This window comes from Sphingobium sp. AP49 (assembly GCF_000281715.2).
Taxonomy (GTDB): domain Bacteria; phylum Pseudomonadota; class Alphaproteobacteria; order Sphingomonadales; family Sphingomonadaceae; genus Sphingobium.
The window spans coordinates 4,167,988-4,193,460 of the sequence record NZ_CP124576.1 but is presented as its reverse complement, the minus strand read 5'-3'; the positions used below and the strand labels follow the sequence as shown (position 1 = coordinate 4,193,460).

21 protein-coding genes are annotated in these 25,473 nt (G+C 63.6%); 15 read left to right on the top strand and 6 right to left on the bottom strand.

Features of this window, described 5'->3' with window-relative positions:
* Positions 1–11: 11 nt before the first annotated feature.
* Both PMI04_RS19785 and PMI04_RS19780 read right to left on the bottom strand, forming a co-directional pair.
* Complete coding sequence (locus PMI04_RS19785; protein WP_007713015.1) at positions 12–3,176, bottom strand: efflux RND transporter permease subunit; 3,165 nt, start codon at positions 3,174–3,176, stop codon at positions 12–14.
* Between the two features lie 88 nt (positions 3,177–3,264).
* Positions 3,265–4,437 (bottom strand): efflux RND transporter periplasmic adaptor subunit, encoded by a 1,173-nt coding sequence (locus tag PMI04_RS19780; RefSeq protein ID WP_007713012.1) that lies wholly within the window; start codon positions 4,435–4,437, stop codon positions 3,265–3,267.
* A gap of 220 nt (positions 4,438–4,657) precedes the next feature.
* Between PMI04_RS19780 and PMI04_RS19775 the strand changes: the two genes are divergently transcribed.
* Positions 4,658–4,906: a GlsB/YeaQ/YmgE family stress response membrane protein gene (locus PMI04_RS19775; RefSeq protein ID WP_007713009.1), complete on the top strand. Its 249-nt coding sequence runs from the start codon at positions 4,658–4,660 to the stop codon at positions 4,904–4,906.
* Positions 4,907–4,974: 68 nt separating this feature from the next.
* Here the strand turns inward: PMI04_RS19775 and PMI04_RS19770 are convergent, their stop codons facing one another.
* From PMI04_RS19770 to PMI04_RS19760, 3 genes are all read right to left on the bottom strand, one after another.
* On the bottom strand, positions 4,975–5,232 hold the full coding sequence (locus tag PMI04_RS19770; RefSeq protein WP_007713007.1) for a GlsB/YeaQ/YmgE family stress response membrane protein: 258 nt from the start codon (positions 5,230–5,232) through the stop codon (positions 4,975–4,977).
* Positions 5,233–5,432: 200 nt separating this feature from the next.
* Positions 5,433–5,732: a DUF1153 domain-containing protein gene (locus tag PMI04_RS19765; RefSeq protein ID WP_007687284.1), complete on the bottom strand. Its 300-nt coding sequence runs from the start codon at positions 5,730–5,732 to the stop codon at positions 5,433–5,435.
* 107 nt (positions 5,733–5,839) lie between these two features.
* Positions 5,840–6,136, bottom strand: coding sequence for a hypothetical protein (locus PMI04_RS19760; protein ID WP_037486944.1), 297 nt, complete (start codon positions 6,134–6,136; stop codon positions 5,840–5,842).
* Positions 6,137–6,262: 126 nt separating this feature from the next.
* On the opposite strand from PMI04_RS19760, the gene mnmA reads away from it, so the two are divergent.
* The 7 genes from mnmA (at position 6,263) to PMI04_RS19725 (ending at position 15,115) form a co-directional block, all read left to right on the top strand.
* Positions 6,263–7,369, top strand: a complete 1,107-nt coding sequence (gene mnmA, locus PMI04_RS19755) for a tRNA 2-thiouridine(34) synthase MnmA (protein WP_007713002.1) — start codon at positions 6,263–6,265, stop codon at positions 7,367–7,369.
* 41 nt (positions 7,370–7,410) lie between these two features.
* On the top strand, positions 7,411–8,073 hold the full coding sequence (gene hisG, locus PMI04_RS19750; RefSeq protein ID WP_007712999.1) for an ATP phosphoribosyltransferase: 663 nt from the start codon (positions 7,411–7,413) through the stop codon (positions 8,071–8,073).
* Positions 8,063–9,349, top strand: coding sequence for a histidinol dehydrogenase (gene hisD, locus PMI04_RS19745; protein ID WP_007712996.1), 1,287 nt, complete (start codon positions 8,063–8,065; stop codon positions 9,347–9,349). The genes hisG and hisD overlap by 11 nt, the downstream gene beginning before the upstream one ends.
* Positions 9,350–9,449: 100 nt before the next feature.
* Positions 9,450–9,896, top strand: a complete 447-nt coding sequence (gene nusB / locus PMI04_RS19740; RefSeq protein ID WP_037486957.1) for a transcription antitermination factor NusB — start codon at positions 9,450–9,452, stop codon at positions 9,894–9,896.
* Positions 9,897–9,967: 71 nt separating this feature from the next.
* Positions 9,968–10,885: a thiamine-phosphate kinase gene (gene thiL, locus PMI04_RS19735; protein ID WP_007712991.1), complete on the top strand. Its 918-nt coding sequence runs from the start codon at positions 9,968–9,970 to the stop codon at positions 10,883–10,885.
* 227 nt (positions 10,886–11,112) lie between these two features.
* The gene (locus PMI04_RS19730; protein WP_007712987.1) at positions 11,113–13,236 is read left to right on the top strand and encodes a sodium-translocating pyrophosphatase; all 2,124 of its coding nucleotides are present in this window, start codon (positions 11,113–11,115) and stop codon (positions 13,234–13,236) included.
* A gap of 139 nt (positions 13,237–13,375) precedes the next feature.
* Entirely contained in the window at positions 13,376–15,115 is a 1,740-nt protein-coding gene (locus tag PMI04_RS19725) for a site-specific DNA-methyltransferase (RefSeq protein WP_007712985.1), read from the top strand.
* Positions 15,116–15,139: 24 nt separating this feature from the next.
* Here the strand turns inward: PMI04_RS19725 and PMI04_RS19720 are convergent, their stop codons facing one another.
* A complete protein-coding gene (locus tag PMI04_RS19720) occupies positions 15,140–17,254 on the bottom strand; it encodes a TonB-dependent siderophore receptor (protein ID WP_007712983.1) in 2,115 nt (704 codons plus the stop codon).
* Positions 17,255–17,525: 271 nt separating this feature from the next.
* Between PMI04_RS19720 and PMI04_RS19715 the strand changes: the two genes are divergently transcribed.
* The 7 genes from PMI04_RS19715 to PMI04_RS19685 all read left to right on the top strand — a co-directional run bounded on the left by PMI04_RS19715 (position 17,526) and on the right by PMI04_RS19685 (position 25,451).
* A complete protein-coding gene (locus PMI04_RS19715; RefSeq protein ID WP_007712981.1) occupies positions 17,526–18,200 on the top strand; it encodes a DUF2490 domain-containing protein in 675 nt (224 codons plus the stop codon).
* 168 nt (positions 18,201–18,368) lie between these two features.
* Positions 18,369–19,493, top strand: a complete 1,125-nt coding sequence (locus PMI04_RS19710) for an aminotransferase class I/II-fold pyridoxal phosphate-dependent enzyme (RefSeq protein ID WP_007712978.1) — start codon at positions 18,369–18,371, stop codon at positions 19,491–19,493.
* Positions 19,490–20,122 carry a dethiobiotin synthase gene (gene bioD / locus PMI04_RS19705; RefSeq protein WP_007712975.1) on the top strand — a complete coding sequence of 211 codons (633 nt, stop codon included), beginning with the start codon at positions 19,490–19,492 and terminating at the stop codon, positions 20,120–20,122. The genes PMI04_RS19710 and bioD overlap by 4 nt, the downstream gene beginning before the upstream one ends.
* 107 nt (positions 20,123–20,229) lie before the next feature.
* Positions 20,230–22,278, top strand: coding sequence for a M13-type metalloendopeptidase (locus PMI04_RS19700; protein ID WP_007712973.1), 2,049 nt, complete (start codon positions 20,230–20,232; stop codon positions 22,276–22,278).
* A gap of 204 nt (positions 22,279–22,482) precedes the next feature.
* Positions 22,483–22,884: a DUF4168 domain-containing protein gene (locus PMI04_RS19695; RefSeq protein WP_007712971.1), complete on the top strand. Its 402-nt coding sequence runs from the start codon at positions 22,483–22,485 to the stop codon at positions 22,882–22,884.
* A gap of 114 nt (positions 22,885–22,998) precedes the next feature.
* Positions 22,999–24,831 (top strand): sodium:proton antiporter, encoded by a 1,833-nt coding sequence (locus PMI04_RS19690; RefSeq protein WP_007712965.1) that lies wholly within the window; start codon positions 22,999–23,001, stop codon positions 24,829–24,831.
* The gene (locus PMI04_RS19685; RefSeq protein ID WP_007712963.1) at positions 24,828–25,451 is read left to right on the top strand and encodes an OmpA family protein; all 624 of its coding nucleotides are present in this window, start codon (positions 24,828–24,830) and stop codon (positions 25,449–25,451) included. Before PMI04_RS19690 ends, PMI04_RS19685 begins: the two co-directional genes overlap by 4 nt.
* Positions 25,452–25,473 lie beyond the last annotated feature (22 nt).

The following is a 25,473-nucleotide window of genomic DNA, read 5'->3' as shown; positions in this document are numbered from 1 at the left end:
CCGTGTTCCTCTTATTCCGCCGGCTGGCTATGGCCGCCAGGATGCAGGCCGTCCTGCTTATGGGTAAGGAAACGGCGACTGAGCCGCGGTCCGACCCATTGCTCCACGCCCAGCGCCAGGCTGAACACGGCCGGCACGATCACCAATGTCAGCACCGTCGACAGCAGCAACCCGCCGATCACGGTAATGCCCATCGGTGCGCGCCATGCAGAGTCGCCAGACAGCGACAAGGCGGTTGGCACCATGCCCGCGACCATTGCGACCGTGGTCATGACGATCGGCTGGGCGCGCTTGTGGCCAGCGTCGATGATCGCGGCTTGCTTGGGTACGCCCTTCTCCATCTCTTCCAGCGCGAAATCGATGACAAGGATCGAATTCTTGGCGACGATCCCCAGCAGCATCAGCAGGCCGATGAACACCGGCAGAGACATGGGCTGGCCAGCAATATGCAGTGCAATCGCCCCGCCTAGCGGCGCCAGCAACAGCGATCCCAGGTTCACGAACGGCGGCATGATCCGCTTATAGAGCAGGGTCAGTACCGCCAGCACCAGCAGGATGCCGGAGGCGACTGCGATCACGAAGTTGGTCAGCATCTCGGCCTGGAACTTGCTGTCGCCGGCATTGATCTTCTGCACGCCCTGGACACGACCTTCGTTGATCGCCTTCATCAGTGGCAGGGCATTGATTTTCTGCGTCGCTTGGCTGGTAACCACGCCGGGTGCCAGATCGGCGCCGACGACGACACGGCGGATCTGATTATAGCGGCGGATCTGCGTCGGGCCTGCGCCAAAGCTGATGTCGGCAACGACCTTGAGTGGAACAGAGCCACCGTTGACGGTCGGCACGGGCATATTCTCGATCGTCGCGATATCCTTACGGCTTTCCTCGGCCAGGGACACGCGGATCGGTATCTGGCGATCGGATAGCGAGAATTTTGCCACATTCTGGTCGATGTCGCCGATGGTCGCGATCCGGATCGACTGGCTGAGCGCGGCCGTGGTTACGCCCATGCTGGCGGCCAGGTCGAGACGCGGCTTGATGATGATTTCCGGCCGCTGCATGTCACCTTGCACACGCGGTGCACGCAGTTCGGGAATGCCGGCCATGTCGTGCACCAGCTGGTTCGCGGTCTTCTCCAGCAGTACCGGATCATCCGAACCGAACATCATGATGATGTCACGGCCAAAGCCGCCGCCCGACTGCGACTGGAAATTCACCCGCGCGTCGGCAACGGTCTGGAACTTGGGTGCAACCTTGCGTTCCCATTCTACCGACGAGATCGGGCGATCCTTCTTGAGCGTCAGGAAGATGCTGGCGCTGGTCGGTTCGATATCGGCAAAGGCGGCTTCCACGACATCCTTGTCCGCGGCCAGCATATCGGCGACCTTGCGGGTGATGGCGGTGGTCTGTTCCAGCGTGCTGCCCGGCACGGTCTCGATCTTCACCTGGCTGAAATCGGTGTTGATTGTTGGCTGGAAGGTCATCGGCAGAGTACCGAAGGCGAACAGGGTGGCGATGAAGGCCAGGATGCCTGCACCCAGCGTCCAGACACGATGGTCGATGAAGAAGGCGACGAACCGGTTGCCGAAGCCACCGCGCGCGCGGCGCGCCTTGGCCTTGCGGTCTTCGAGCGACCAGTGGAGCACGCTCATGTAGCGGTCCATCAGCCAGCCTTCGCCATGGCTTTCCTCGCCATGAGCCTTGAGGAAATAGGCGGCGATCATCGGCGTGATGAGGCGCGCGACGGCGAGGCTCATCAGCACCGATACGACCACGGTCATGCCGAACTGGATGAAGAACTGGCCGGAAATGCCCGGCATCAGTGCAACCGGCAGGAATACGGCGACGATCGCCATGGTGGTCGCCAGCACGGCGAGGCCGATTTCGTCCGCCGCGTCGATCGACGCCTGATAGGCGGATTTGCCCATGCGCATATGGCGGACGATATTCTCGATTTCCACGATGGCGTCGTCGACCAACACGCCAGCCACCAGGCTCAATGCCAGCAGCGAAATGCCATTCAGCGTAAAGCCCAGCATTTCCATGAACCAGAAGGACGGGATCGCCGACAGCGGGATCGCAAGGGCAGAAATCATGGTCGCGCGCCAGTCGCGCAAGAACAGGAAGACGATGACGACCGCCAGCACGGCACCTTCGATCATCGCCGACATGGCGCTGTGATACTGGCCCTTGGTATAGTCGACGCTGGTGTAGAGCTGCTTGAACTGGACCTTGGGGTTTTCCTTCTTCAGCTTGTCCAGCACCTTCATAGCTTCGTCATAGACGGTCACGTCGGACGAGCCCTTGGCTTTTTCCAGGCTGAAACTGGTGACCTGGCGGCCGTTCATCAGCGACATGCTGCGCTGTTCGGCATACATGTCGCGCACGTCGGCGATGTCGGACAGTTTGACCGTGCGCGCGCCGGAAATGGCGATCTGGGTGGCGCCCAGATCGCGTGCGTTGCGGGCGTTGCCCAGTACGCGGATCGACTGTTCGGCGCCGGCGATTTCGGTGCGGCCGCCGGCTGCGTTCAGGTTCACCTGGCTCAGCTGGGCATTTACTTGTGCGGCGGTGACGCCATAAGCCTGCAGCTTGGCCGGATCCAGGATGACGCGGATTTCGCGGCTGACCCCGCCGCCGCGCCGGACTGCCGCCATGCCGCTCACGGCCAGCAGGCGTTTGGCGACGGTATTGTCGACATACCAGGACAGTTCTTCCAGCGTCATGTCCGTGGTTTCGGCGCTGAAATAGGCAATCGGGCCGCCGTCGACGTCGATGCGGGTAACCTGTGGTTCTAGAATGCCATCGGGCAGATCGCTGCGGATCTGGTCGACGGCGTTCTTGACGTCGTTGACCGCGCGGTCAACCGGCGTGCCTATCTTGAACTGGACATTGGTCAGCGATTGCCCCTCGGATGCGAAGGATGTGATGTCCTCCACCCCGCTGATGCCGCGCACGGCGGCCTCGATCCGCTGGGTGACCTGGGTTTCCAGCTCGGTCGGCGCGGCACCGGGCTGGATTACGGTCACACTGACCGCAGGGAAGCTGATATCCGGGTTCTGGTTGACGTCCATCCGCATGAAGCTGACGACGCCCGCCAGCAGCAGGGCGGCGAACAGCACCAGAGGGGGGACCGGGTTGCGGATCGCCCATGCGGAAATATTGCGAAAACTCATGATGGGCATCCCTCACCGGACGCACGGGCGTCCGCTTCCAACTCTGTCCAGCCTGTTGCGGGCGGGGAGAAACCCTGCCCGATGCTGCTCATGGCGCCTTGCGTGCCTCGGGCTTGACCTTCTGCCCGGGGGTCAGGAAAGCGCCGGCCGACGTGACGATCCGTTCGGCACCGGTCAGGCCGGTGGCGATTGCAACACCGGTATCCGACACTTGGCCGACCTTCACTTCGCGGCGTTCGACCTGGTTCTTGGCGTTGACGATATAGACATAATTGCCGTTGGCATCGCTCTGGACGGCCGATTCCGGCAGCAGAGGTGCCTCGCCCGAACCGCTGGTAATCGTCGCGGTAGCAAAGCCACCTGGCCGGATCGCAGGATTATAGGACAAGGCGATACGGGCGATGCCCTGGCGGCTCTGCGGGTCGACGACCGGCGATACCTGCCACACCCGCCCGGCAAAGCTGTCCTTGCCGCCGACCGGGGTTACCGTAGCGCCATTGCCGGCGCGGAGCGTGGTCAAATCCCCTTCGCTGACCTGCGCCAGCATTTCCATTTCGCCGTCCTTGGCCATGCGGAACAGCACGCCGCTGCCGGCCTGCACGATCTGCCCAGGCTCGACAGTCCGGGTCAGGACAAGGCCCGCTGCGGGCGCACGGATGTCGAGCCGCCCGGTGCGGGCGCGCTGCTCGGCCAACTGCGCCTCGGCCACGCGGACCTGGGCTACGGCCTGATCGCGCGTGGCGGTACGCTGATCGATGTCGGCGGCGCTGATGAAACCGCGCCCGACCAGGGCCTTGGCGCGGTCCAGCTGGGCCTGTGCCAGCTTGGCGTTGGCCCGCTGGACCTCGACTTGTGCGGCTAGGGAGTTGATCTGCTCGCTCTGGACCGACCGTTCGACGATGGCCAGCGCTTGCCCGGCCCGGACCCAGTCGCCCGGCTGCACCAGCACGCGGGTCACCATGCCGCCTTCGCCAACGACGCCGACCGGCATGTCTATTCGGGCGGCGAGCGATCCGGTGGCGCTGACGGTGCGTGCGACCATCGTTTGACCAGGGCTCACGACGGTTACCACCGGGGCCTGTTGGACGGCGTCTGGCGTTGCTGCGCTCTTGCCGCGCATCGACAGCGCGGCCGCTACGGCAATCAGGGCGATCGCGGCAACGCCGCCAATGATCAGCAACCGGCGCCGACCGCGGTTCCGTTCTTCCTCATCGACGAGGATCGAGGACGATTCGCCCATCAGCTGGGTTTCGTAATTCATGCCGTTTCCATCTCTCCGGCGGTTCCGCCAAAACTCGGCACTGTGTTATATGAATATATCACCGCCCTCAAGTCCCATTATCACGGTTGGTCCGGCATTCGCAAAGCATTCTGTGCCGGGACGGAACATGGCGGTGGACAGCGTTTGGTGCGTCTATTGCCAAAATAGTCGGACTATGCGCGCTATGGATTGCGAGCCGCCGGGCAGGAGGGAGTGTGCCATGGAATTGCTGGGATGGATCATGACGGGTCTGCTCGCTGGTGCGTTGGCGCGGCTGGTCATGCCCGGACGCGACCCGGGCGGCTGCGTCGTCACGATCTTGTTGGGAATCGCGGGGGCCTTGCTGGCGGCCTATGTTGGCCAGCTGCTGGGTTTCTACCTGCCCGGTCAGCGGGCCAGCTTTCTCGCTGCTGTGCTGGGGGCCATGGCGGTGCTGATTCTCTATCGCTGGTTTGGCGCACGACACTGAAATCGCAACAAAAAAAGGCCGCGCTGTCTTTGCGACGGCGCGGCCTTTTTGCGGGTCGATTGGCTATTCTAGCGTACGGATCCGCGCCGGACGAGGTTGACGATCGCCAGCAAAATGACCGCGCCGACCAACGAGACAAGGAAGCTGTACAATGTCAGCCCAGCATTGTTGATCGATCCGCCGCTGAAGATCAGTCCGCCGATGAAGGCGCCGACAATGCCGACCACGATATTCAGCAAAATGCCCTGCTGCGCATCGGTGCGCATGATCATGCTTGCGAGCCAGCCGATCACGCCGCCGACGATAAGCCACAAAATGATGCCCATATTACTCTCCTTGACCACGCCCCCAGCGGGTTGGCTGACATGTTCAACCCGGCAGACGGCTTCGCGTTCCCGCAAAAAATGATTCCGCTTCGGAAACCATCCCCGTGGCACAAAGGAATAAGGGCCGTCGGACACAGGTCCGGCGGCCCTTGGGCAGATTTCCCGGTTTTTGCGGCCGGACAGCGGCCGCATCCGATCGCTTAATATTTCTGCTGCCGCTCGTAGAGGGATTTATAATATTGGATGCGGGTTACGCGCAGGCCGTGCATGCCTGAGCGGTCAACCGCGCGCTGCCAGCTGGCAAATTCCTCCAGCGTCAGGCTGTAACGCGCGCACGCTTCGTCCACGGTTAGCAGTCCGCCATTGACGGCGGCGACCACTTCGGCCTTCCGGCGTACCACCCAGCGCGTGGTGTCCACGGGCGGCAGACTTTCCAGCGTCAGGGGTTCTCCCAGCGGCCCGACGACCTGTGCAGGTCGGATTTTCTGGTTCTCGATCATTCTTACCCTCAATTAGCGGCACTGGCGTTGCCGAATTCAGCAGCGAAACCGTCTATGCACCTCAGCCCTGAAGATCGGCTAAAGCCCAAAGGTAAACACTGATTTCATCATCCTTGCCCCACCCCTAAATGGCTCGCGACCAACGGGTTAAAGCTTCCCGCGAGCCGAGCGGCTTCGATCTTGCCGCTGGAACGTGGCGCGAAAATCTCGGCCAGTTCCTGGATCCAGTCTGTCAGCCCGTCCTGCCCCCGCAGGACGCCAGCCACCGCTTGCGCGGTCGGACTGGCCGCCTGCGCCGCGGCAGATGTCGCGCGCAGGAAGGGCCAGGCCGGCACGCGTGGCCGCCCGGTTGGCTTGGTAATGGCGGGTTTTAATCCGCCGGTTCGGAGGAAGCTCAGATCCATGCCGTTGGGTTTAGGGGTGTAATGGATAAGGTCCGGTAAATGCCCGGATCGCTTTCTGCGTCGAAGCGACAAAAGGAGCGAGGATCGCGCTGGAACGCCGGAGGGCTTGCGACTATATGGGCGGCCATGCAGCCTGAATTCCAGCTTTCCGAGCCGCTCTCGCAGCGGCGCATCGTCGTTGCCATGTCCGGTGGCGTGGACAGCAGCGTCGTCGCCGCGCTGGCCGCGCGGACGGGCGCCGAAGTGATCGGTGTGACGCTTCAGCTTTACGATCATGGCGCTGCCGTCGGCCGTACCGGCAGCTGCTGTGCAGGGCAGGATATCCGCGACGCGCGCGCGGTCGCCGATCGTATCGGTATCGCTCACTATGTCTTTGATTATGAAAGCCAGTTTCGGGATTCGGTGATAGCCGACTTTGCCGATGAATATATGGCGGGGCGCACCCCCATTCCCTGCGTGAAATGCAATATGGGGGTGAAATTCACCGACCTGTTCCAGATCGCGCGTGATCTGGGCGCGGACTGTCTTGCGACCGGCCATTATGTCCGTCGCGTCGAAGGGCCGCAGGGGGCCGAATTGCACCGTGCCGCCGATCCGGCCCGTGACCAGAGCTATTTTTTGTTTGCCACGACTCAGGCGCAGCTCGATTATCTGCGTTTCCCGCTAGGTGGCCTGCCCAAGGCCCAGGTCCGCGAAATCGCGGCCGAACTGGGGCTGGCGGTCGCGCTTAAGCCCGACAGCCAGGACATTTGCTTCGTGCCGGACGGCGACTATGCCAAGATCGTCCGCAAGCTGCGCCCCGATGCGGACGAGGGGGGCGATATCGTCCATGTCGACGGTCGCATCCTCGGTCGCCACAAAGGTTTGATTCATTATACGGTAGGGCAGCGCAAGGGGCTGGAAATCGGCGGCCAGCCCGATCCACTCTATGTCGTGCGTCTTGATGCAGAGGCGCGCCGCGTGATTGTCGGGCCAAAGGCGGCACTGGCGGTTGCGGGCGCGATCTTGACCGACATCAACTGGTTAGGCGGTGATTTTACCGGCCCCCTGACCGCCAAGGTCCGTTCGATGGCCAAGCCGGTGCCCGCGCGGCTCGACGGCGATCGTCTGGTCTTCGACGCGCCGGAATATGGCGTCGCACCGGGGCAAGCGGCCGTGCTCTACGCCGGCGATCGCGTTCTGGGCGGCGGCTGGATCGCAAGCACGCAGGCAGCGCTGGCACAGGCCGCCTGAATCTTGTGTTTCCGGGGCGTCGCCGGTAAGGCCCGCGCGTCATGACTCGCCCGATCACCTTCGCCATCCCCAAGGGGCGCATCCTCGAAGAGGCGCTACCCCTGCTCGCCAAAGCCGGTATCGAACCGGAGGCGGAATTCCATGACAAGAAGAGCCGGGCGCTGCGTTTCGCCACTAATCGGCCAGACGTGTCGATCATCCGCGTGCGCGCTTTCGATGTTGCGACCTTCGTCGCCCATGGCGCAGCCCAGATCGGCATCGTCGGTTCCGACGTCGTGGACGAGTTCGACTATTCCGAACTTTACGCCCCCGTCGACCTCAATATCGGCCATTGCCGCCTGTCGGTTGCCGAACCGGCGGATGCGGGCGACGAGGATCAGGCAGCGATGAGCCATGTCCGCGTCGCCACCAAATATCCGCATCTTACCCGCAAATATTATGAGGCGCGGGGCCTTCAGGCCGAATGCGTGAAGCTGAATGGCGCGATGGAACTGGCGCCTTCGCTCGGCCTGTCGCGTCGCATTGTCGACCTTGTGTCCTCGGGCGCCACGCTCAAGGCCAATGGTCTGGTGGAGACCGCGATCATCATGCCGGTCTCGGCGCGGCTGATCGTCAATCGCGCCGCCTACAAGATGCGCTCGGCCGATCTTACCACGCTGGTGGAGGCGTTTCGCAAGGCGGTGGAGGTGCGCAATGCCGCTTAGGCTCGACAGCAAGGCCGCCGGCTTCGCGGTCGATTTCACAGCCCTGGTCGATGCACGGCGCGAGGCGGACGAGGATGTGTCGCGCGACGTCAGCGCCATCCTGAAGGCTGTGCGTGCCCATGGCGACACCGCGCTCGCCGATTATACCAGCCGCTTCGACCATCATGATCTGGACGTCAGCGGCTGGGCGGTCGACCCGGCCGACTGTCGTGCCGCGCTCGATGGCCTGTCGAGCGAGCTGCGCGACGCGCTCGAACTCGCGGCCGCGCGCATCACCACCTATCATGAAAAGCAAAGGCCGGTGGACAGCGACGGCATCGACAGCGCCGGCGTGCGCCTCGGCGCGCGCTGGACGGCGGTGGACGCTGCCGGGCTCTATGTGCCCGGTGGCCGCGCCGCCTATCCCAGCTCGCTGCTGATGAATGTCATCCCGGCCAAGGTGGCGGGCGTGCGCCGCATTGCCATGGTCACGCCGACGCCGAAGGGCGAGATCAACCCGTTGGTGCTGGCTGCTGCGCAGATCGCGGGAATCGAAGAAATCTGGCGCGTCGGCGGGGCACAGGCCGTCGCGGCGCTCGCCTATGGCACCGATCGCATCAAGCCGGTCGACGTCATCACCGGTCCCGGCAATGCCTGGGTCGCCGAAGCCAAGCGCCAGCTTTATGGCGTGGTCGGCATCGACATGGTCGCCGGCCCGTCCGAAATCGTCGTCGTCGCCGATGGCCGGAATGACGCCGACTGGATCGCGGCCGATCTCTTGAGCCAGTCGGAACATGACCCGACCAGCCAGTCGATCCTCTTCACTGATGATGCGGCCTTTGCCGATGCCGTTGAAAAGGCGGTCGAGCAGCAGCTTCCCAAGCTGACGACGAGGGCTGTCGCCACCACCAGCTGGGCCGCCAATGGCGCGATCATTCTGGTGCGCGACCTTGACGAGGCGATGCCGCTGGTCGATCGGCTCGCGCCCGAGCATCTGGAACTGGCGGTGGATGATCCCGACCGCTATTTCAGGCAGGTCCGTCATGCCGGCTCGGTCTTCCTCGGCCGGATGACGCCGGAGGCGGTGGGCGATTATGTCGCAGGGCCGAACCATGTGCTGCCGACCGGCCGTCGCGCGCGCTTCTCATCAGGCCTTTCGGTGCTCGATTTCATGAAGCGCACCAGTTTCCTGGGTCTAACGCCCGACGCGATACGCGCGATCGGTCCCGCCGCCGTGGCATTGGCTGAGGCGGAAGGCCTGCCTGCCCATGCCGCATCGGTCGCGTTGCGGCTCTAGAAATTCCGTTCGCCCTGAACGACGTCGAAGGGCGGACATCTCACTGCGTTCGGTCATGGGCTTCGACAAGCTCGGCCCGAACGGTTATGGACAGATTGATATGACCGAACGTTCCAAATCCCGCTCCGCCGCGCGCCTCGCCGCGGTCCAGGCGCTTTACCAGCTCGAAATGGAGGGTACGCCGCTCCATCTGCTGCTGCACGAATTCCACGAACATCGCCTGGGTGCGACGATCGAGGACGTGACCTATGCCGATGCCGAACAGAATTTCTTCGACGATATCGTATCTGGCGTCGATCGCCGCCGCGCCGAAATCGATGGGTTGATTTCCGCCCGCCTGTCGAGCGGCTGGACCCTCGATCGCCTCGACAAGCCGATGCGCCAGATTTTGCGCGCGGGCACCTATGAGCTACTTGCCCGTGCGGATATCGCGACGGGCACCGTCATCAGCGAATATGTCGACGTCGCCCACGCCTTTTACGACAAGCGCGAAGCCGGCTTCGTCAATGGCCTGCTCGACGCCGTCGCCAAGGACGCGCGCAAATAAGCGGTCTGGCCGTTCGCAAGAAACGATCGGCCAGGACTGTACCGGTCGAGGAAGAGGGATAGGCTCACATCATGTCCGCCGAATCCCGCTTCCTCACCCTGCTGCGCCTGCTGGCGCATGATCCCGCCGCGCAGGGACTGCAGGATGATGTTGCCGTGCTGCCGGTCGGCGGCACGCGCCTGATCCTCACCAGCGACACGATGGTCGAGGACGTCCATTATCTCTCCACTGATCCGCCGGCCGACATCGGCTGGAAACTGGCGGCGGTGAATCTGTCCGACCTTGCCGCCAAGGGGGCAAGGCCGGTCGGCTGCCTGCTCAATTACAGCCTGTCCGGCGATGATGGATGGGATGCAGCCTTCCTCGAAGGGCTGGGCGAGGCGCTGGAACGGCATGCCATGCCGTTGCTCGGCGGCGACACGGTCAGCATGCCGGTTGGTGCTCCGCGCAGTTACAGCCTGACCGCGATCGGCGAAGCGACCAGCAAGCCGGTGCCCAGCCGGGCCGGCGCGCGCGCAGGCGACCGGCTCTATGTCACCGGGCCGGTCGGCGATGCCGGCATCGGCCTCCATCTTGCGCGCGTCGATCCCAACACATCCGGCCCGCTGGTCGCGGCCTATCGCCGACCGCGCCCGCGTTTGGCTGAAGGAGCCTTGCTCGCCCGCGTCGCGACCGCGATGATGGACCTGTCGGACGGGCTATTGATCGACGCGGCGCGCATGGGGGCGGCCAGCAATCTTGCCGTGACTATCGACCATGTCCCGCTTTCGCCGGCGCTCGAAAGCGTGCGCGGCGGTAGCACCGCGATCCAGCTCGCCGCCGCGCGCGCCGGCGACGATTATGAACTGCTCTTCGCCCTGCCACCCGGCGTTTCGTCGCCTGTCCGCGCGATTCCGATCGGCTACCTCTCCGAAGGGGCGGGCCTTACCCTGCGGATCGATGGTGCGATCATGCCGCTGCCCGAACGGCTCGGCTGGGAACATGGTTGATCAGGGGCATTCCGCTACCGGCTTGACGCGCGCTGCCTGAGCTGTAGCTTCGGATCAGCCTATTCTCAGCCGGTTGGAGCGCCCGATGCGCATCGCCCTGTTGCTGATTGACGCGGTGCCCGATGCCGGACCCTTCCCGTTCGGCCGCCCGCTGTTGCGCCCTTCGCCCGCCCGTCATTCCCTGCGGAGCGATCGATGACAGCAACAATAGGGGGAGAGGAGCAAGCATGCAGATAGTCTATATTGCCATAGGGTGCGGCCTGCTGGCCGTGCTCTACGGGCTTTTCACCAGTCGCCAGGTGCTCGCCGCGCCGGCGGGCAATGAAACCATGCAGGCGATCGCGGGGGCGATTCAGGAAGGGGCGAAGGCCTATCTCGGCCGCCAATATACCACCATCGCGGTGGTCGGCGTCGTCGTCGCCGTCCTTGTCTTCCTGTTCCTGGGGATAACCAGTGCCGTTGGCTTCCTGATTGGCGCGATCCTGTCGGGTGCGGCCGGCTTTATCGGCATGAACATCTCGGTGCGTGCCAATGTCCGCACGGCGGAGGCCGCTCGCGGCACCCTGCAGAATGGCCTGACCGTTGCTTTTCGCGCAGGGGCCATCACCGGCATGCTGGTGGCCGGGCTTGCCCTGCTCGCGATCAGCACCTTTTTCTGGTATCTGACCGGTCCGGCCGGCCACGCGCCTGATGACCGCCTGGTGATCGACAGTCTGGTCGCGCTCGCGTTCGGCGCCAGCCTCATCTCCATCTTCGCGCGGCTTGGCGGCGGCATTTTCACCAAGGCGGCCGATGTCGGCGCCGATCTGGTGGGCAAGGTGGAGGCCGGCATTCCGGAGGATGACCCGCGCAACCCCGCCGTGATCGCGGACAATGTCGGCGACAATGTCGGCGACTGTGCCGGCATGGCGGCCGACCTGTTTGAAACCTATGTCGTCACCGTCGGCGCCACCATGGTGCTGACCGCATTGCTGGTGACCGGCGTCGATAACGCCTTCCTGATGCGCCTCATGTCGTTGCCGCTGATCGTCGGCGGCGTATGCATCATCACCTCGATCATCGGTACCTATATGGTCCGCCTGGGTGCCAGTCAGTCGATCATGGGGGCGCTCTACAAGGGGTTCTGGACCACTGCGATGCTGTCGATTCCGGCGCTTTATTTTGTCACCCAATATACGCTGGGCGACATCCGCACCCCGTTCGGCACCGATCTGGACGGGGTCGGCGGCTATACCGGCATGGCGCTGTTCTGGTCGATGATGGTCGGCCTGGCCGTGACCGGTCTGCTGGTCGTCATCACCGAATATTATACCAGCACCAATTATCGCCCGGTCCGCTCGATCGCCAAGGCATCGGAAACCGGCCATGGCACCAATGTCATCCAGGGGCTGGCGATCAGCCTGGAATCGACTGCGCTGCCGACGATCGTGATCGTGGTCGGCATCATCGTCGCCTATCAGCTGGCGGGCCTGATCGGCATTGCCTTTGCCGCCACCGCGATGCTGGCACTGGCCGGCATGGTCGTGGCATTGGATGCCTATGGCCCGGTCACAGACAATGCCGGCGGCATCGCTGAAATGGCGCATCTCGACGACAGCGTGCGGGTGAAGACCGATGCGCTCGACGCGGTCGGCAACACCACCAAGGCGGTGACCAAGGGCTATGCCATCGGCTCGGCCGGCCTCGCCGCGCTGGTGCTGTTCGGCGCCTATACGGAGGACCTCAAATTCTACAATTCGGCCCTGGGTCTTACCGAGCCGGTCGATTTCAGCCTGTCCAACCCCTATGTCATCGTCGGCCTGCTGCTGGGCGCGCTGTTGCCCTATCTGTTCGGCGCCATGGGGATGACGGCGGTCGGCCGCGCGGCCGGCGACGTGGTCAAGGATGTGCGTGACCAGTTCGCCACCAACAAGGGCATTATGGAAGGGACGTCGCGCCCCAATTATGCCCGCACCGTCGATCTCGTCACCCGCGCCGCGATCAAGGAGATGATCATCCCCTCGCTGCTGCCGGTGCTGGCGCCGATCGCGGTCTATTTCATCATTGCGGCGGTCGCGGGCGTGCCCAATGGCTTTGCCGCCCTGGGCGCACTGCTGCTGGGCGTCATCGTCTCGGGGCTATTCGTGGCCCTGTCGATGACGTCGGGTGGTGGCGCCTGGGACAATGCGAAGAAATATATCGAGGATGGCCATCATGGCGGCAAGGGCAGCGAGGCGCACAAGGCCGCAGTGACTGGTGACACGGTCGGTGATCCCTACAAGGACACAGCTGGCCCGGCGGTCAACCCGATGATCAAGATCACCAATATCGTGGCCTTGCTGCTGCTGGCGGCGTTGGCACACGGCGCGTAACTGCATCGGAAATGGACGGGAAGGGCGCGCCAACAGGCGGCGCGCCCTTCTTTCCGACTAGGGCCGCGCCGAAATGGACCGGCTTTCTGTGGAAGAACCCTCCCCCTTTTGTTGAGCTGCCCATGGAGGGGACAGCGCGATGGCATCAGGGAACGGGACGGTCGATCGCCTCTATTATGGCGACAATCTCGACATATTGCGGGCACATATTACGGATGAGAGCGTCGATCTCGTCTATCTTGATCCGCCGTTCAATTCCAATGCCAGCTACAATATCCTCTTTCGGTCCCCCGCCGGCACTGGCGCGGACGCCAGCATAGAGGCGTTCGATGATACATGGAGCTGGGGACCGGCCGCTGCGGGCGCCCTGATGGACATCACCAACAGTGGCAACCATCGGCTGTATGTGTTGATGCAGGCGATGCGCACGGCGATCGGCGAAAATGCCATGATGGCCTATCTGGTCATGATGGCGGTGCGCCTGCAGGAACTGCATCGCGTGCTCAAGTCCAGCGGCAGCCTCTATCTCCACTGCGATCCAACCGCGAGCCACTATCTGAAACTGGTACTGGACGCGGTGTTCGGCGTGGAAAATTTCCGTAGCGAGATCATCTGGCGCAGGACATCGTCGCACAATAAATTGTCGACACAGTTCGGCCCGGTCCACGATACCATTTTCTTCTATTCCCGCAGCCGGGACATCATCTTTCATCCTGGCCGGACGCCGCATCTGCGGAAATATATATCGGGCGCGTTCCGCTATAGCGATGATCGTGGCGCCTATCGACTTAATGAACTGACAGGGGCGGGCATTCGCGCCGGGGCCAGTGGCCTGCCATGGATGGGCTATGATCCCACCGCGCGCAGTCGTCATTGGGCAATACCCGCATCGCTCAAGGCCTTGTTGCCGCTTGATCAGCAGGATGCTCCGCCGCAGCAGATGCTTGATCTGCTCCACCAGGCCGGAGAGGTTGTGCTGTCGGCATCCGGGCGACCTACTTACAAGCAGCGGCTGGGGCAGGGGACAGTCTATCAGGATATCTGGGCCTATCAGCCGGGCACGGATGGCTGCCTGATCGATACGGAGGAGGGCATCGACGCGGATGTCAAATGGCTGGATAGCGAGGATGAGAAACTGGGCTATCCGACCCAGAAGCCGATCGGCCTGCTCGAACGCATTATCGCCGCCTCCTCCAACCCTGGCGACGTCATCCTCGATCCCTTCTGCGGTTGTGGCACGGCGGTGGATGCCGCGCAGAAGCTGGGTCGCCGCTGGATCGGCATCGATATCACGCACCTCGCCATCGGCCTGATCGAAAAGCGGCTGCGCGAAGGTTATGGGAATGCTGCGCGGTTTGAAACCATCGGCAGCCCGCGCGACCTCGCTTCGGCCCAGCGCCTGGCCGTAGATGATCCGCATCAGTTTCAGCACTGGATCACGCTCAAGCTGGGCGGTTGGCCCTGGATGGGCGGCAAGAAAGGCGGCGACAAGGGTGTCGACGGCTATTTCTATTATGTCGGGGAGGGCGGCCAGACCCGGACTGGCGTCATCTCCGTCAAGGCCGGCCATAATGTCAATCCGGCCATGGTGCGCGATCTTGGACGGGTGATGCAGCGGGATGGCCATCGCATCGGCCTGTTCGTCTGTGCAGCGGCGCCGACACGCGGCATGGAGCAGGAAGCGGACAGCCACGGCCTGGTCCAGACCGAATTCGGCCGCTTTCCGGCGCTTCAGATCTTCACGCTCGCGGAACTGTTTGTGGATCGGCATCCTCGCCTGCCGCCACTGGTCAGCCCCAACCGCAAGGCGCCCCGGATCGAGACACGGGTTTCGCACCAGCCCGGTGCGCAGGCCGGGCTGGATTTTGGCGATCTTTGATCGCCCCGGTGACAATCGGGACGATCAGAAGTCGCGCCGCAATTCCAGAAATACCGTGCGCGGCCGGCCGACAAAGGCGCCCTTGCGCGCGTCGAAGGTGGCGACGGCATAGCTCTTGTCGAAGATATTCTCGACCCGGATCATCGCCTCGGCAAAGCCCAGATTCTGGGTGATGCTGCCGTCGAACACGGTGAAGCCGGGAATATGCGCGCCGCGTCGGTCGATCTGGCCGGACACATATTGGCCGCCCAGCGCCAGCGCCGTGCCCCAGGCGGGGATCTGATAACGGGACCAGAGCCCGGCCTGATGATTCGGCGCATTGGGGAAACGGCCGCCGACCGCATTGTCGATCGTCGCGCCGTCCGCACTGTCGGTGATGCGCGCGTCATTATAGGCGTAATTGGCGGTCAGCACCCAATTCTTGCTGAGGTCGGCGGCCAGCGTCAGTTCGATCCCCTTGCTGGTGACCTCGCCGACCGGCGATAGCTGGTCCAGCCCATTGATAGGCTCCAGATCAGGATCGACCTGCACGATGCCGTTGCGCACGATATGGTAGAGCGCGATCGTCGGTTGCAGCTTGCCCTCCATCAGTTCGCCCTTGGCGCCGACCTCGAACTGGCGGCTGGCGATCGGGGCGAAGGGACCGCCGACCGACGGATTCTGGTTGCCGGGGCTTTGCGGCTCGAAGCTCTGGGCATAGCTGCCATAGAGGGAGACGGATTTTACCGGCTTGTAGATGCCGCCGACGCGCCAGCTCCAGCGGCCGCCATCGGCATAGGCGCCGCCAATCTTGTCCTTGTCGTCGAACCAGTCATGGCGCACGCCGCCGACCAGGATGACATGCTCGCCGATATCAGCCTGTTCCTGGGCGTAGACGCCATAGCGATGGGCGCGCGACGCATTCACTTCCGGCGTCAGGCCCGCCAGGTCCGCCTCGGTGGGGTTGCTCAGGCCATAGACGGGATTGCTCAGCGACAGGCCCGGCACGCCCTTGATCGTCACGCCGCTGAAATCCTGTGTCTCGCGATACCAGTCGGCGCCAACCAGCAATATATGTTTGATCCCGCCGGTCTCCAGCCTGGCGATCATATTGCTCGCCAGGCTCACCCCCTCGATCGTGCGATGTTGCGACCGGAATTCGCGCGGCTGGGTGTCGACCATGCCGTCGCCGTCGGTGTCGATCGGTCCCAGCGGCTCATGATAGCGCTGATCTTCGGTATAGCGGAACCAGCGGCCTGACGCATTGATGCTGATCGCGTCGGACAGGCGGCTGTCCAGCCGTGCCTGTAGCACCGTGCCTTTCAGGTCCAGCTTGTCATTCTTCTCATTATGGGTCCAGTTGCGGTCAGCCAGGAAGTTGCCGTTCGCGTCGATCGCCACGCCGCGCAGCCGGTTGCCGGGCAAGCTCTGGTCATATCGGGTCGCCTGCACCGTCAGGCTGGTGTCGGGCGCCAGGTTGAATTTCAGCCCGGCATCCGCGACCAGGCTGCGGCTGCCGGAAAAGCGCTGCACCGTGTCGAAGCTCTCGTAGAAAATTCCGGCCCGGCCCGCGACCACGCCATTCGCGTCGATCGGCCCGGTTACCTCGCCCGACGCGCCATAACGGTCATAATTGCCGACCACCGCGCGCACCGATGCGGCGAACTTGTCCTGCGGCTTCTTCGTCACATAATTGACCATGCCGCCGGGCGAACTGGCGCCATAGAGCATGCCGACCGGCCCCTTCAGAAACTCGACCCGGTCGATGCTGAACAGGTTCGGCACGGCGAAGCCCTGGAACGGGTCGCCGCGCAGCCCGTCATAGAACATCGCCTCCTGCCGGAAGCCGCGATAGGTGACGGTGGCATATTGGTTGGCGCTGACGCCGGCGATATTGCGATAAAGATCGGTGATGTCGCGCGCGCCCTGGTCGCGGATCAACTCGCTGGTGATGACCTGGACCGACTGGGGAATGTCCATCGGGTCGGCGGGGATCTTGCCGATCTCGCTGTCTTCGACGCGATAGAGTTTCTGCGCACGCGCGGTCACCAATATGTCGCTGTCCTCGGCCATCATGGCGAGCGGCGCCTGGGCCAGGACAGGCAAGGGCGCAAACAGGAAGGGCAGGGCTGCAAGGCGCGAGAAGCGGAGGCTGGGCAAGGCGGCGATCCTGGAAACATGACGAAGGATGGAGCCGTTGCTCCCGATGGCCTCTCCCGAATGTCGCCCGCTAATGATATTGCGAGTTTATTGCAACATGTTGCGATGCAATTTGTCCTTGTTTTGCGCTCACTTGGATCCGCGTCGCTCTGTGCGGCGGTCTGGCAACATTGCGGACAGCAATTGTCACACAACTGCAATCAAACTGACGCTCTTATGTAACCGAATCGTCATAGAGCGCCCGACAATTCCTGTTGGAGAGCGAAGCCCGATGCGCCGTCTATGCCTGTATCTTCTTGCCGCTTTGGCGCTGCCCGCGACGGCGCATGCCAGCGAGGATGAGCAACTCTGGACCACGACCAGCGCGACGGTGAAGCTCTCCGATCATTGGCGGCTGTCCCAGGAAATTGTCGCCCGCTTCAGCAACGACCGCGATGGTCTTTACGAAATCGAGAGCAACACGCTGCTGGGGTACAAGGTCAGCAAACAGGTGACGGTCTGGGCCGGCTATACCCATGACCCACAATATGATGGTGGCGACTTCACCGTGATGGAACATCGTGCCCGAGAACAGGTGACGTTCGACAATATCGTCAAGATCGGCCCGGGCACACTCAGCGCCCGGCTACGGCTGGAACAGCGCTGGCGTGAAGGCATCGACGGCACCGCCTGGAGGCTGCGGCCCTATGTCAAATATGTCCTGCCCTTCAAGGAAGGGGGCAAGACCGCGCTGGTCCTCAGTCATGAAAGCTTCATCGATTTCAACAAGACCAATTTTCAGCGGGTCCAGGGCGAGGAGCGGATGCGCAATATGATTGCGATCACCACGCCGCTCGCGAAAAATGTGAATGCGGAGATCGGCTATCTCCACCAGCATGGCTTCCGCCCCGACGCCGACGACAGCAATGATAATGTCGCGTCGCTGTCCCTCAGCTTCAGCTTCTGATCGCTGTCCTACAAGGCGCTATGGCCCTATATTGTCAGGCATAGGTAATGGGGCTGCGCTTGTAACGAAATTTCCGCCATTTGAATGAATATGACAAAATATACGGGAAATATGCGAAGTTAAGCGCTTGCTTGCCCGGTTCGGGGCGGGGGCCTATAGCCCGCGATCATGAGCAGCGAACCCTTCCGTACGCAACTGGCCGCGCTTGAATCGAGGGGGCGGCTGCGGCATCTGATCCCCCGCGCCGGGCGCGATTTTGCCTCTAACGATTATCTCGGCCTCGCGTCCGATCCGATCATTGGTCAGGCCGTGGCCGATGCGGTCGCCCGCGGCGTACCGGTTGGCTCGGGGGGCTCGCGCTTGCTGCGCGGCAATGCGCCGGAGCATGAAGGGCTGGAGGCCAAGGCGGCGGAATTTTTCCGTACCCAGGCGTCGCTGTTCCTCGCCAATGGCTTTCTCGCCAACATGGCGCTGTTCGCCACCCTGCCGCAGCGCGGTGACCTGATCGTCGCGGACGAACTGATTCATGCCAGCGTCCATGACGGCATCCGTCTGTCCAAGGCCACTGCCGTCTTCGCGCGCCATAATGATCTGCAAAGCTTCGCCGATCTCATCACCGCCTTCCGTGCCGAGGGTGGCAAGGGGCGGATCTGGATCGCGGTCGAGACGCTCTATTCGATGGACGGCGACATGGCGCCGCTCACCGATCTGGCCAAGCTCGCCGCCACCCATGACGCGATGTTGCTGCTGGACGAGGCGCATGGCACTGGCGTCTTCGGGCCGGGCGGGCGGGGTCTGTCGGCCGGCCTCGATGGCCTGCACAATGTCATCACGCTCCATACCTGCGGCAAGGCGATGGGCGTGGAGGGCGCGCTGATCTGCGGTCCGCGTATCCATATCGACTATCTCATCAACCGCGCCCGGCCCTTCATCTTCTCGACTGCGCCCTCGCCGCTGATGGCGGTCGCGGCCTCGGCGGCGATCGACCGGATCGAGACGGCGGACAACCGGCGTGATCGGCTGCTGACCCTGCGCCAGGATGCGATGGAAGCGATCTGTGCGCCGCTCGGCCTGCCCCGTCCGCGCAGCCAGATCATCCCGCTGATCCTGGGCGAGGATGCGCGCACCATGGCCGCCGCTGCCGCCTTGCAGGAGGCTGGCTTCGATGTGCGCGGCATCCGCCCGCCGACCGTGCCCGCCGGCACCAGCCGGTTGCGCATCTCGCTCTCGCTCAATGTCGGGCGCGCCGATGTGATTGCGCTCGGCGACGTGTTGCGCCGGGTCGCGCGATGACCCGCCTGATCGTCACCGGCACCGATACCGACATCGGTAAGACCGTCTTCGCCGCCGGCCTCGCCGCGGCGCTCGGCGCTTATTATTGGAAGCCGATCCAGGCCGGCGTCGATCCGCAGGGCGACAAGGAACGGGTCGCCACCCTGTCCGGCCTGCCGCCCGAACGCATCCTGCCCGAAGCCTATCGTCTCGCCACGCCGGCCTCGCCGCATCTCGCCGCGCGGATCGATGGCGTCGACATCTCGCTCGACCGCCTGGCCCTGCCCAAGGTGGATGGCCCGCTGGTGGTGGAAGGGGCCGGCGGCGTGCTGGTGCCGGTCAGCGAAAGCCTGCTGATGGCGGACCTGTTTGCCTATTGGGGACAGCCCGCAATCCTGTGTGCCCGCACCGGTCTTGGCACGATCAACCACAGCCTGCTCAGTATAGAAGCGCTACGCGCGCGCGGCGTCCATGTCGTCGGCATTGCCTTCATCGGCGAGGCGCATGAGGAGAATGAGCGGATCATCCCGCATATCGCCGGGGTGCCCAGTCTAGGCCGTTTGCCGCTGCTCGATCCGCTCGACCGGGACAGTCTGGCGGCGGCTTTCAAGGCGCATATCCACCTTCCCGATAATTTCAACGGTCGATAATTTTCGACCAACGACATGGACATGGCTCTTTGACGCGCGTTCAACTGCCCGGCACAACGGACCAGTCGAACGACGTCCGATTCCGCCGAAGCAAGGGAAATGCCTTCATGAAGTTCCTCCTGATGGGCGCTGCCGCCACTGGCCTCGCGCTTGCCGCGACCGTAGCCTATGCCGACCAGCCCGCCACCTCGACCGCCGCTGCCCCGACTGCGACCGCCAAGCCGACCTACGGCGCCTACGGCTTCGACACCGCTGGCATGGACACCTCGGTCAAGCCCGGTGACGATTTCTACGACTATGCCAATGGCACCTGGCTGAAGAACACGCCGATCCCGGCGGACAAGTCCAACTATGGCGCCTTCACCGTGCTGGACGAACTGTCGCAGAAGCGCACCCGCGAGATTTTGGACGGCGCCAAGACCGATCCCAACAGCAAGATCGGCGTCGCCTATGCGACCTATCTGGACTCGGCTGCGGTCGAGGCGAAGGGCCTCGCTCCGATCAAGCCCTGGCTCGCCGAAATCGGCGCGGTCAAGGATCTGAAGGCCTATGCCGCCCTCTCCGGCAAGGCGGCGCGCGCCGGCGTGCGCGGCCCGTTCCGCTTCTATGTCGGCCAGGACGACAAGGATCCTGAAACCTACATCCTCTCGATGATGCAGGGTGGCCTGGGCCTGCCCGACCGCGACTATTATCTCGACCAGGGCGAGAAGATGGCGGCGATCCGCACCGCCTATGTCGCCCATCTCGAACAGATGCTGACTTTGCTGGGCGAACCCGATGCCAAGGCCCGCGCTGCCGCGCTGATGGCGTTCGAGACCGAGATCGCCAAGGTCCACTGGACCCAGGTCGACAGCCGCGACGCGGACAAGACCTATAATAAGATGAGCCTCGCCGCGCTGCAGAAGGCCGCGCCCGGTTTCGACTTCGCCGCCTATTTCGGCGCCGTTGGTCTCAAGCCTGCGGACCTGCTGGTCGCTCAGCCGTCGGCCGTCACCGGCGAGGCCGCGCTGATCGCCAAGACGCCGATCGGCGTGCTGAAGGACAGCCTGCTGCTGCGCAGCCTGCATCAATATGCCGACTATCTGCCGGACACTATCGCCAGCGCCGATTTCGCCTTCTATGGCACCACCCTGTCGGGCACGCCCGAGCGCGAGGAACGCTGGAAGCGCGGCGTCACCTTCCTCAAGGACTCGCTGGGTGAGGAAGTCGGCAAAGTCTATGTCGCCAAATATTTCCCGCCCGAAACCAAGGCGGCGATGGACCAGCTGGTCAAGAATGTCCTGTCCGCCATGGGGCGCCGCATCGATGGCCTGCCGTGGATGAGCGACGAGGCCAAGGCCCGTGCCCACAAGAAGCTCGCCGCCTTCACGCCCAAGATCGGCTATCCCGATCGCTGGCGCGACTATAGCGGCCTGACCATCAAGTCGGGCGACCTGTTCGGCAATGCGATGCGGTCGAACCAGTTCGACTTCGACTATAATATCGGCAAGCTGGGCAAGCCCATCTATCGCTGGGAATGGGGCATGACCCCGATGGAGATCAATGCCTATGCCAATTTCGGCATGGTCGAGATCGTCTTTCCGGCCGCCATCCTGCAGCCGCCCTTCTTCGATCCCCACGCCGACCCGGCGGTCAATTATGGCGGCATCGGCGCGGTGATCGGCCATGAACTCAGCCATCATTTCGACGACCAGGGCGCGAAATATGACGAGACCGGCAAGCTCAACCAGTGGTGGACCGATCAGGACGTCGCCAATTTCAAGGCGCTGACCGCCAAGCTCGGCGCTCAATATGACGCCTATGAGCCCTTCCCGGGCGCGCATGTGAAGGGCGCCTTCACCATGGGCGAGAATATCGGCGATCTGGGCGGCCTGGCCGTCGCGCTCGACGCCTATCATGCCTCGCTGGGCGGAAAGGCCGCGCCGGTGATCGACGGCATGACCGGCGACCAGCGCTTCTTCCTGGGCTGGGCGCAGGTGTGGCGCCGCAATTATCGCGAAGCCAATCTGCGCCAGCGCCTGGTCACCGATCCGCACGCGCCGTCGCAGTATCGCGCCGACATCGTGCGCAATTTCGACGCCTGGTATGATGCGTTCAAGCCAGCGCCGGGCGGCAAGATCTATCTCGATCCCAAGGATCGGGTGAAGATCTGGTAAGCAGAATCGGGAAAGGGCCGCCCATCGCGCGGCCCTTTTTTGTTGCGCAGTAGGAATGATATGATCGGCCGATCGTTTCCTCTTCGCGACAAGCGGACGGGAACTTTTCCACCGTCTTTCTAATGCCACGCTTCATCCTGTCCGGACTTTTCCCTTGCCTGTTTTGTCCACAGCTTTGGGGGTAGCAAAGCAAGGAGAAGCAAGTTGACGGGTCTCAACCTCTCGAAAATCATCAAGACCGGTGTCGCATCGGTCGCGCTGCTGGCGGCTTATTCGGTTTCTGCGCAGACGCCGGCCGCGCCAGCGCCCGGTGCCCCAGCTGCGGGCGCAAGCAGCTTCAGTGATGCCGATATCCAGCAGTTCGCGGCAGCTGCGGTCGAAGTGACCAAGATTCAGTCGGACACGGCCATCGCCGCTGCGGACAAGCAGCCCAAGATGCTGGCTGCGCTCCAGTCAAAGGGCATGCCGCCCGAAAAGTTCAACCAGATCGGCCAGGCTGCAGCCTCCGATCCGGCGTTGCAGCAGCGCATCCAGGCAGCGGCTGGCGCATCGGCACCGGCAGCGCCCGCTAGTCCGGCCGCTCCGGCCAGCCCGCCGCAGCAATAAGCGGATTTTGACATGGGAATGGCAGGTTCTCCCCTGCCTGCCATTCCCGGTCTGCGATCCGGTTCCCCAGGTTGTTGAAAATAAAGGGGGTGACCATGGCGGCTCCGGCTGTCTATGGTTGCGGCCATGCATGAACAGGCCCTTGTAATTGCGCTGATCGGCATATTGGGCATTGGCGCTCAATGGATTGCCTGGCGCACCGGCTGGCCCGCCATTGCCCTGATGCTCGCCGCCGGCGTCATCGGTGGCCCGGTGACCGGCCTTATCGATCCCAAGCTCACCTTCGGCGAACTGCTCGAACCCATGGTCTCGGTGGCGGTCGCCCTGATCCTGTTTGAGGGCGGGCTCAGCCTGAACTTCCGCGAATTGCGCAAGACCGACGGCGCTGTCACCCGGCTGGTGGTGCTGGGCGCACCGATCGGATGGGTGTTGGGCGCGTTCGCCCTCTATTATGTCGCGGGTCTCGTCTGGCCGGTGGCCATCCTGTTCGCGGGCATCCTGGTCGTAACCGGGCCAACGGTGGTGCTGCCGCTGCTGCGCCAGTCCAATGTCGCCGCCCGCCCGCGCGCCATCCTCAAATGGGAAGCGATCGTCAACGATCCGGTCGGCGCACTGCTGGGCCTTGCTACCTATGAATATCTGCGCCGGTCGAGCGAGGGCAGCACGCTGGCGGCGGTCATCCTGTCGCTGGTCGCCGCCGCGATCATCGCTGGCCTGATCGGCTGGCTGGCCGCCCGCGCGATCGGCTGGGCGTTCCAGCGCGGCCATGTGCCCGAATATCTGAAAGCTCCGATCCTGCTCGTCGCAGTGATCGGCGTTTTCGTCCTGTCCAACCTCATCCAGGCGGAAACCGGCCTTGTCACTGTGACGGTGATGGGCGTCGCGCTGGCCAACATGAAGTTCGACTCCCTGCGCGACATCCAGCCGTTCAAGGAAAATGTCACCGTCCTGCTGATCTCGGGCGTGTTTGTGATCTTGTCGGCCTCGCTCGACCTCAATGTGCTGCGTCAGTTTGAATGGCGCTTCCTGGCCTATCTGCTGGTGCTGCTGTTCGTCGTCCGCCCGGCGACGGTGCTGCTCAGCCTTGCCTTCTCGCCGGTGCCCTGGAATGAGCGGCTGCTGGTCGCCTGGATCGCGCCGCGCGGTATCGTCGCGGTCGCCATTTCGGGTCTCTTTGCGCTGCGGCTCGATCGGCTGGGCTATGGCGATGGCGCCATCCTCGTCACCCTGTCCTTCTCGATCGTGGTCGCGACCATCCTGTTCCACGGCTTCTCGATCAAGCCGGTCGCCCGGCTGCTCAAGGTCACGGGCGCGCAGGACAAGGGACTGCTGCTGGTCGGCGCAACCCCCTTCAGCCTAAGCCTCGCCGCCCAGTTGCGCCAGCTGGAGGTGCCGGTGATGATCGCCGACAATAGCTGGCAGCGTCTGGCCCCCGCCCGCCATGGCGGCATCCCGACCTATCATGGCGAGATATTGGCGGAGGCGACCGAGGAACGGCTGGACCTGACCCAGTTCCAGGTGCTCGCGGCCACGTCGGAAAATGAGGCCTATAACGCGCTCGTCTGCAATGAGTTTGCGCCGGAAGTCGGCCGCGACAATGTCTATCAGCTTGGCGACGCCAGCGACGATCATGATCCGCGCGCGCTGCCGGAATCACTGCGCGGCCGCGCCCTGTTCGATTCTGGACTGGGCGTTGAGGAAATCATGATCCGTGAGGATACAGGCTGGACCTTCCGCAAGACGCGGATCAGCGACCAGTTTGGTTTCGAGGCAGCCAAGGCGGACCTGCCGATCGATGCGGACATGCTGCTGCTGTTGCGCAAAAACGGGACGATGCGTTTCTTCACCCATGCGTCGCGACCGACGCCGCAGCCGGGCGACACGATCCTGTCCTATGTGCCGCCCACCCATAAGACCCGCAAGAAACAGGAAGGAGAGGAGGAATGAGGAGCCTTGCCCCCGCGCTGGCCCTTTGCGTCATGCTGGCCGCATGTGATCGGCCGGCAGGCAATGCCGTGGATAATGGCGCCAACGCCGCCAATGCGGTGGAGAACGACATGACGGCCAATGGCGCTGACAATGCCGCTGAGCCGGTCCGCTCGATCCTGCGCCCCGAAGTGGCCGAACCCGAGGCGCCGAAGATCGAACCGCTCGACGTCACCATCGCCTTCGGCGCGTCCGGACTGAAGCTGGACGATCCCGCCCGCGCCGCGCTCGATACGCTGGTTGACACGCCGGCGATCAAGACGGGCGGAGCGATCACGCTGCGCGGCCATAGTGATAGCAAGGGCAATGACGGCGACAATCGCGTAGCCTCCCGCATCCGGGCCGAAGCGGTCGAGGCCTATCTGCTCGAAAAGGGCATCGCCAAGGATCGCATCACCCTGATCGCGCTAGGCGAAACCCGGCCGGTGTCCCCCAATGCAAAGGAGGACGGCAGCGACGATCCCGAAGGCCGGGCGAAGAATCGCCGGGTCGATATCCATGTCGCGGTGCCCATGGTCGTCGTGCCGACAGCGGCCGTGCTGCCCAGCATCTCGCCGGTGGACCGCAAGGACAAGCCATAGCCTTGGCCGCCGATCGGGCGTA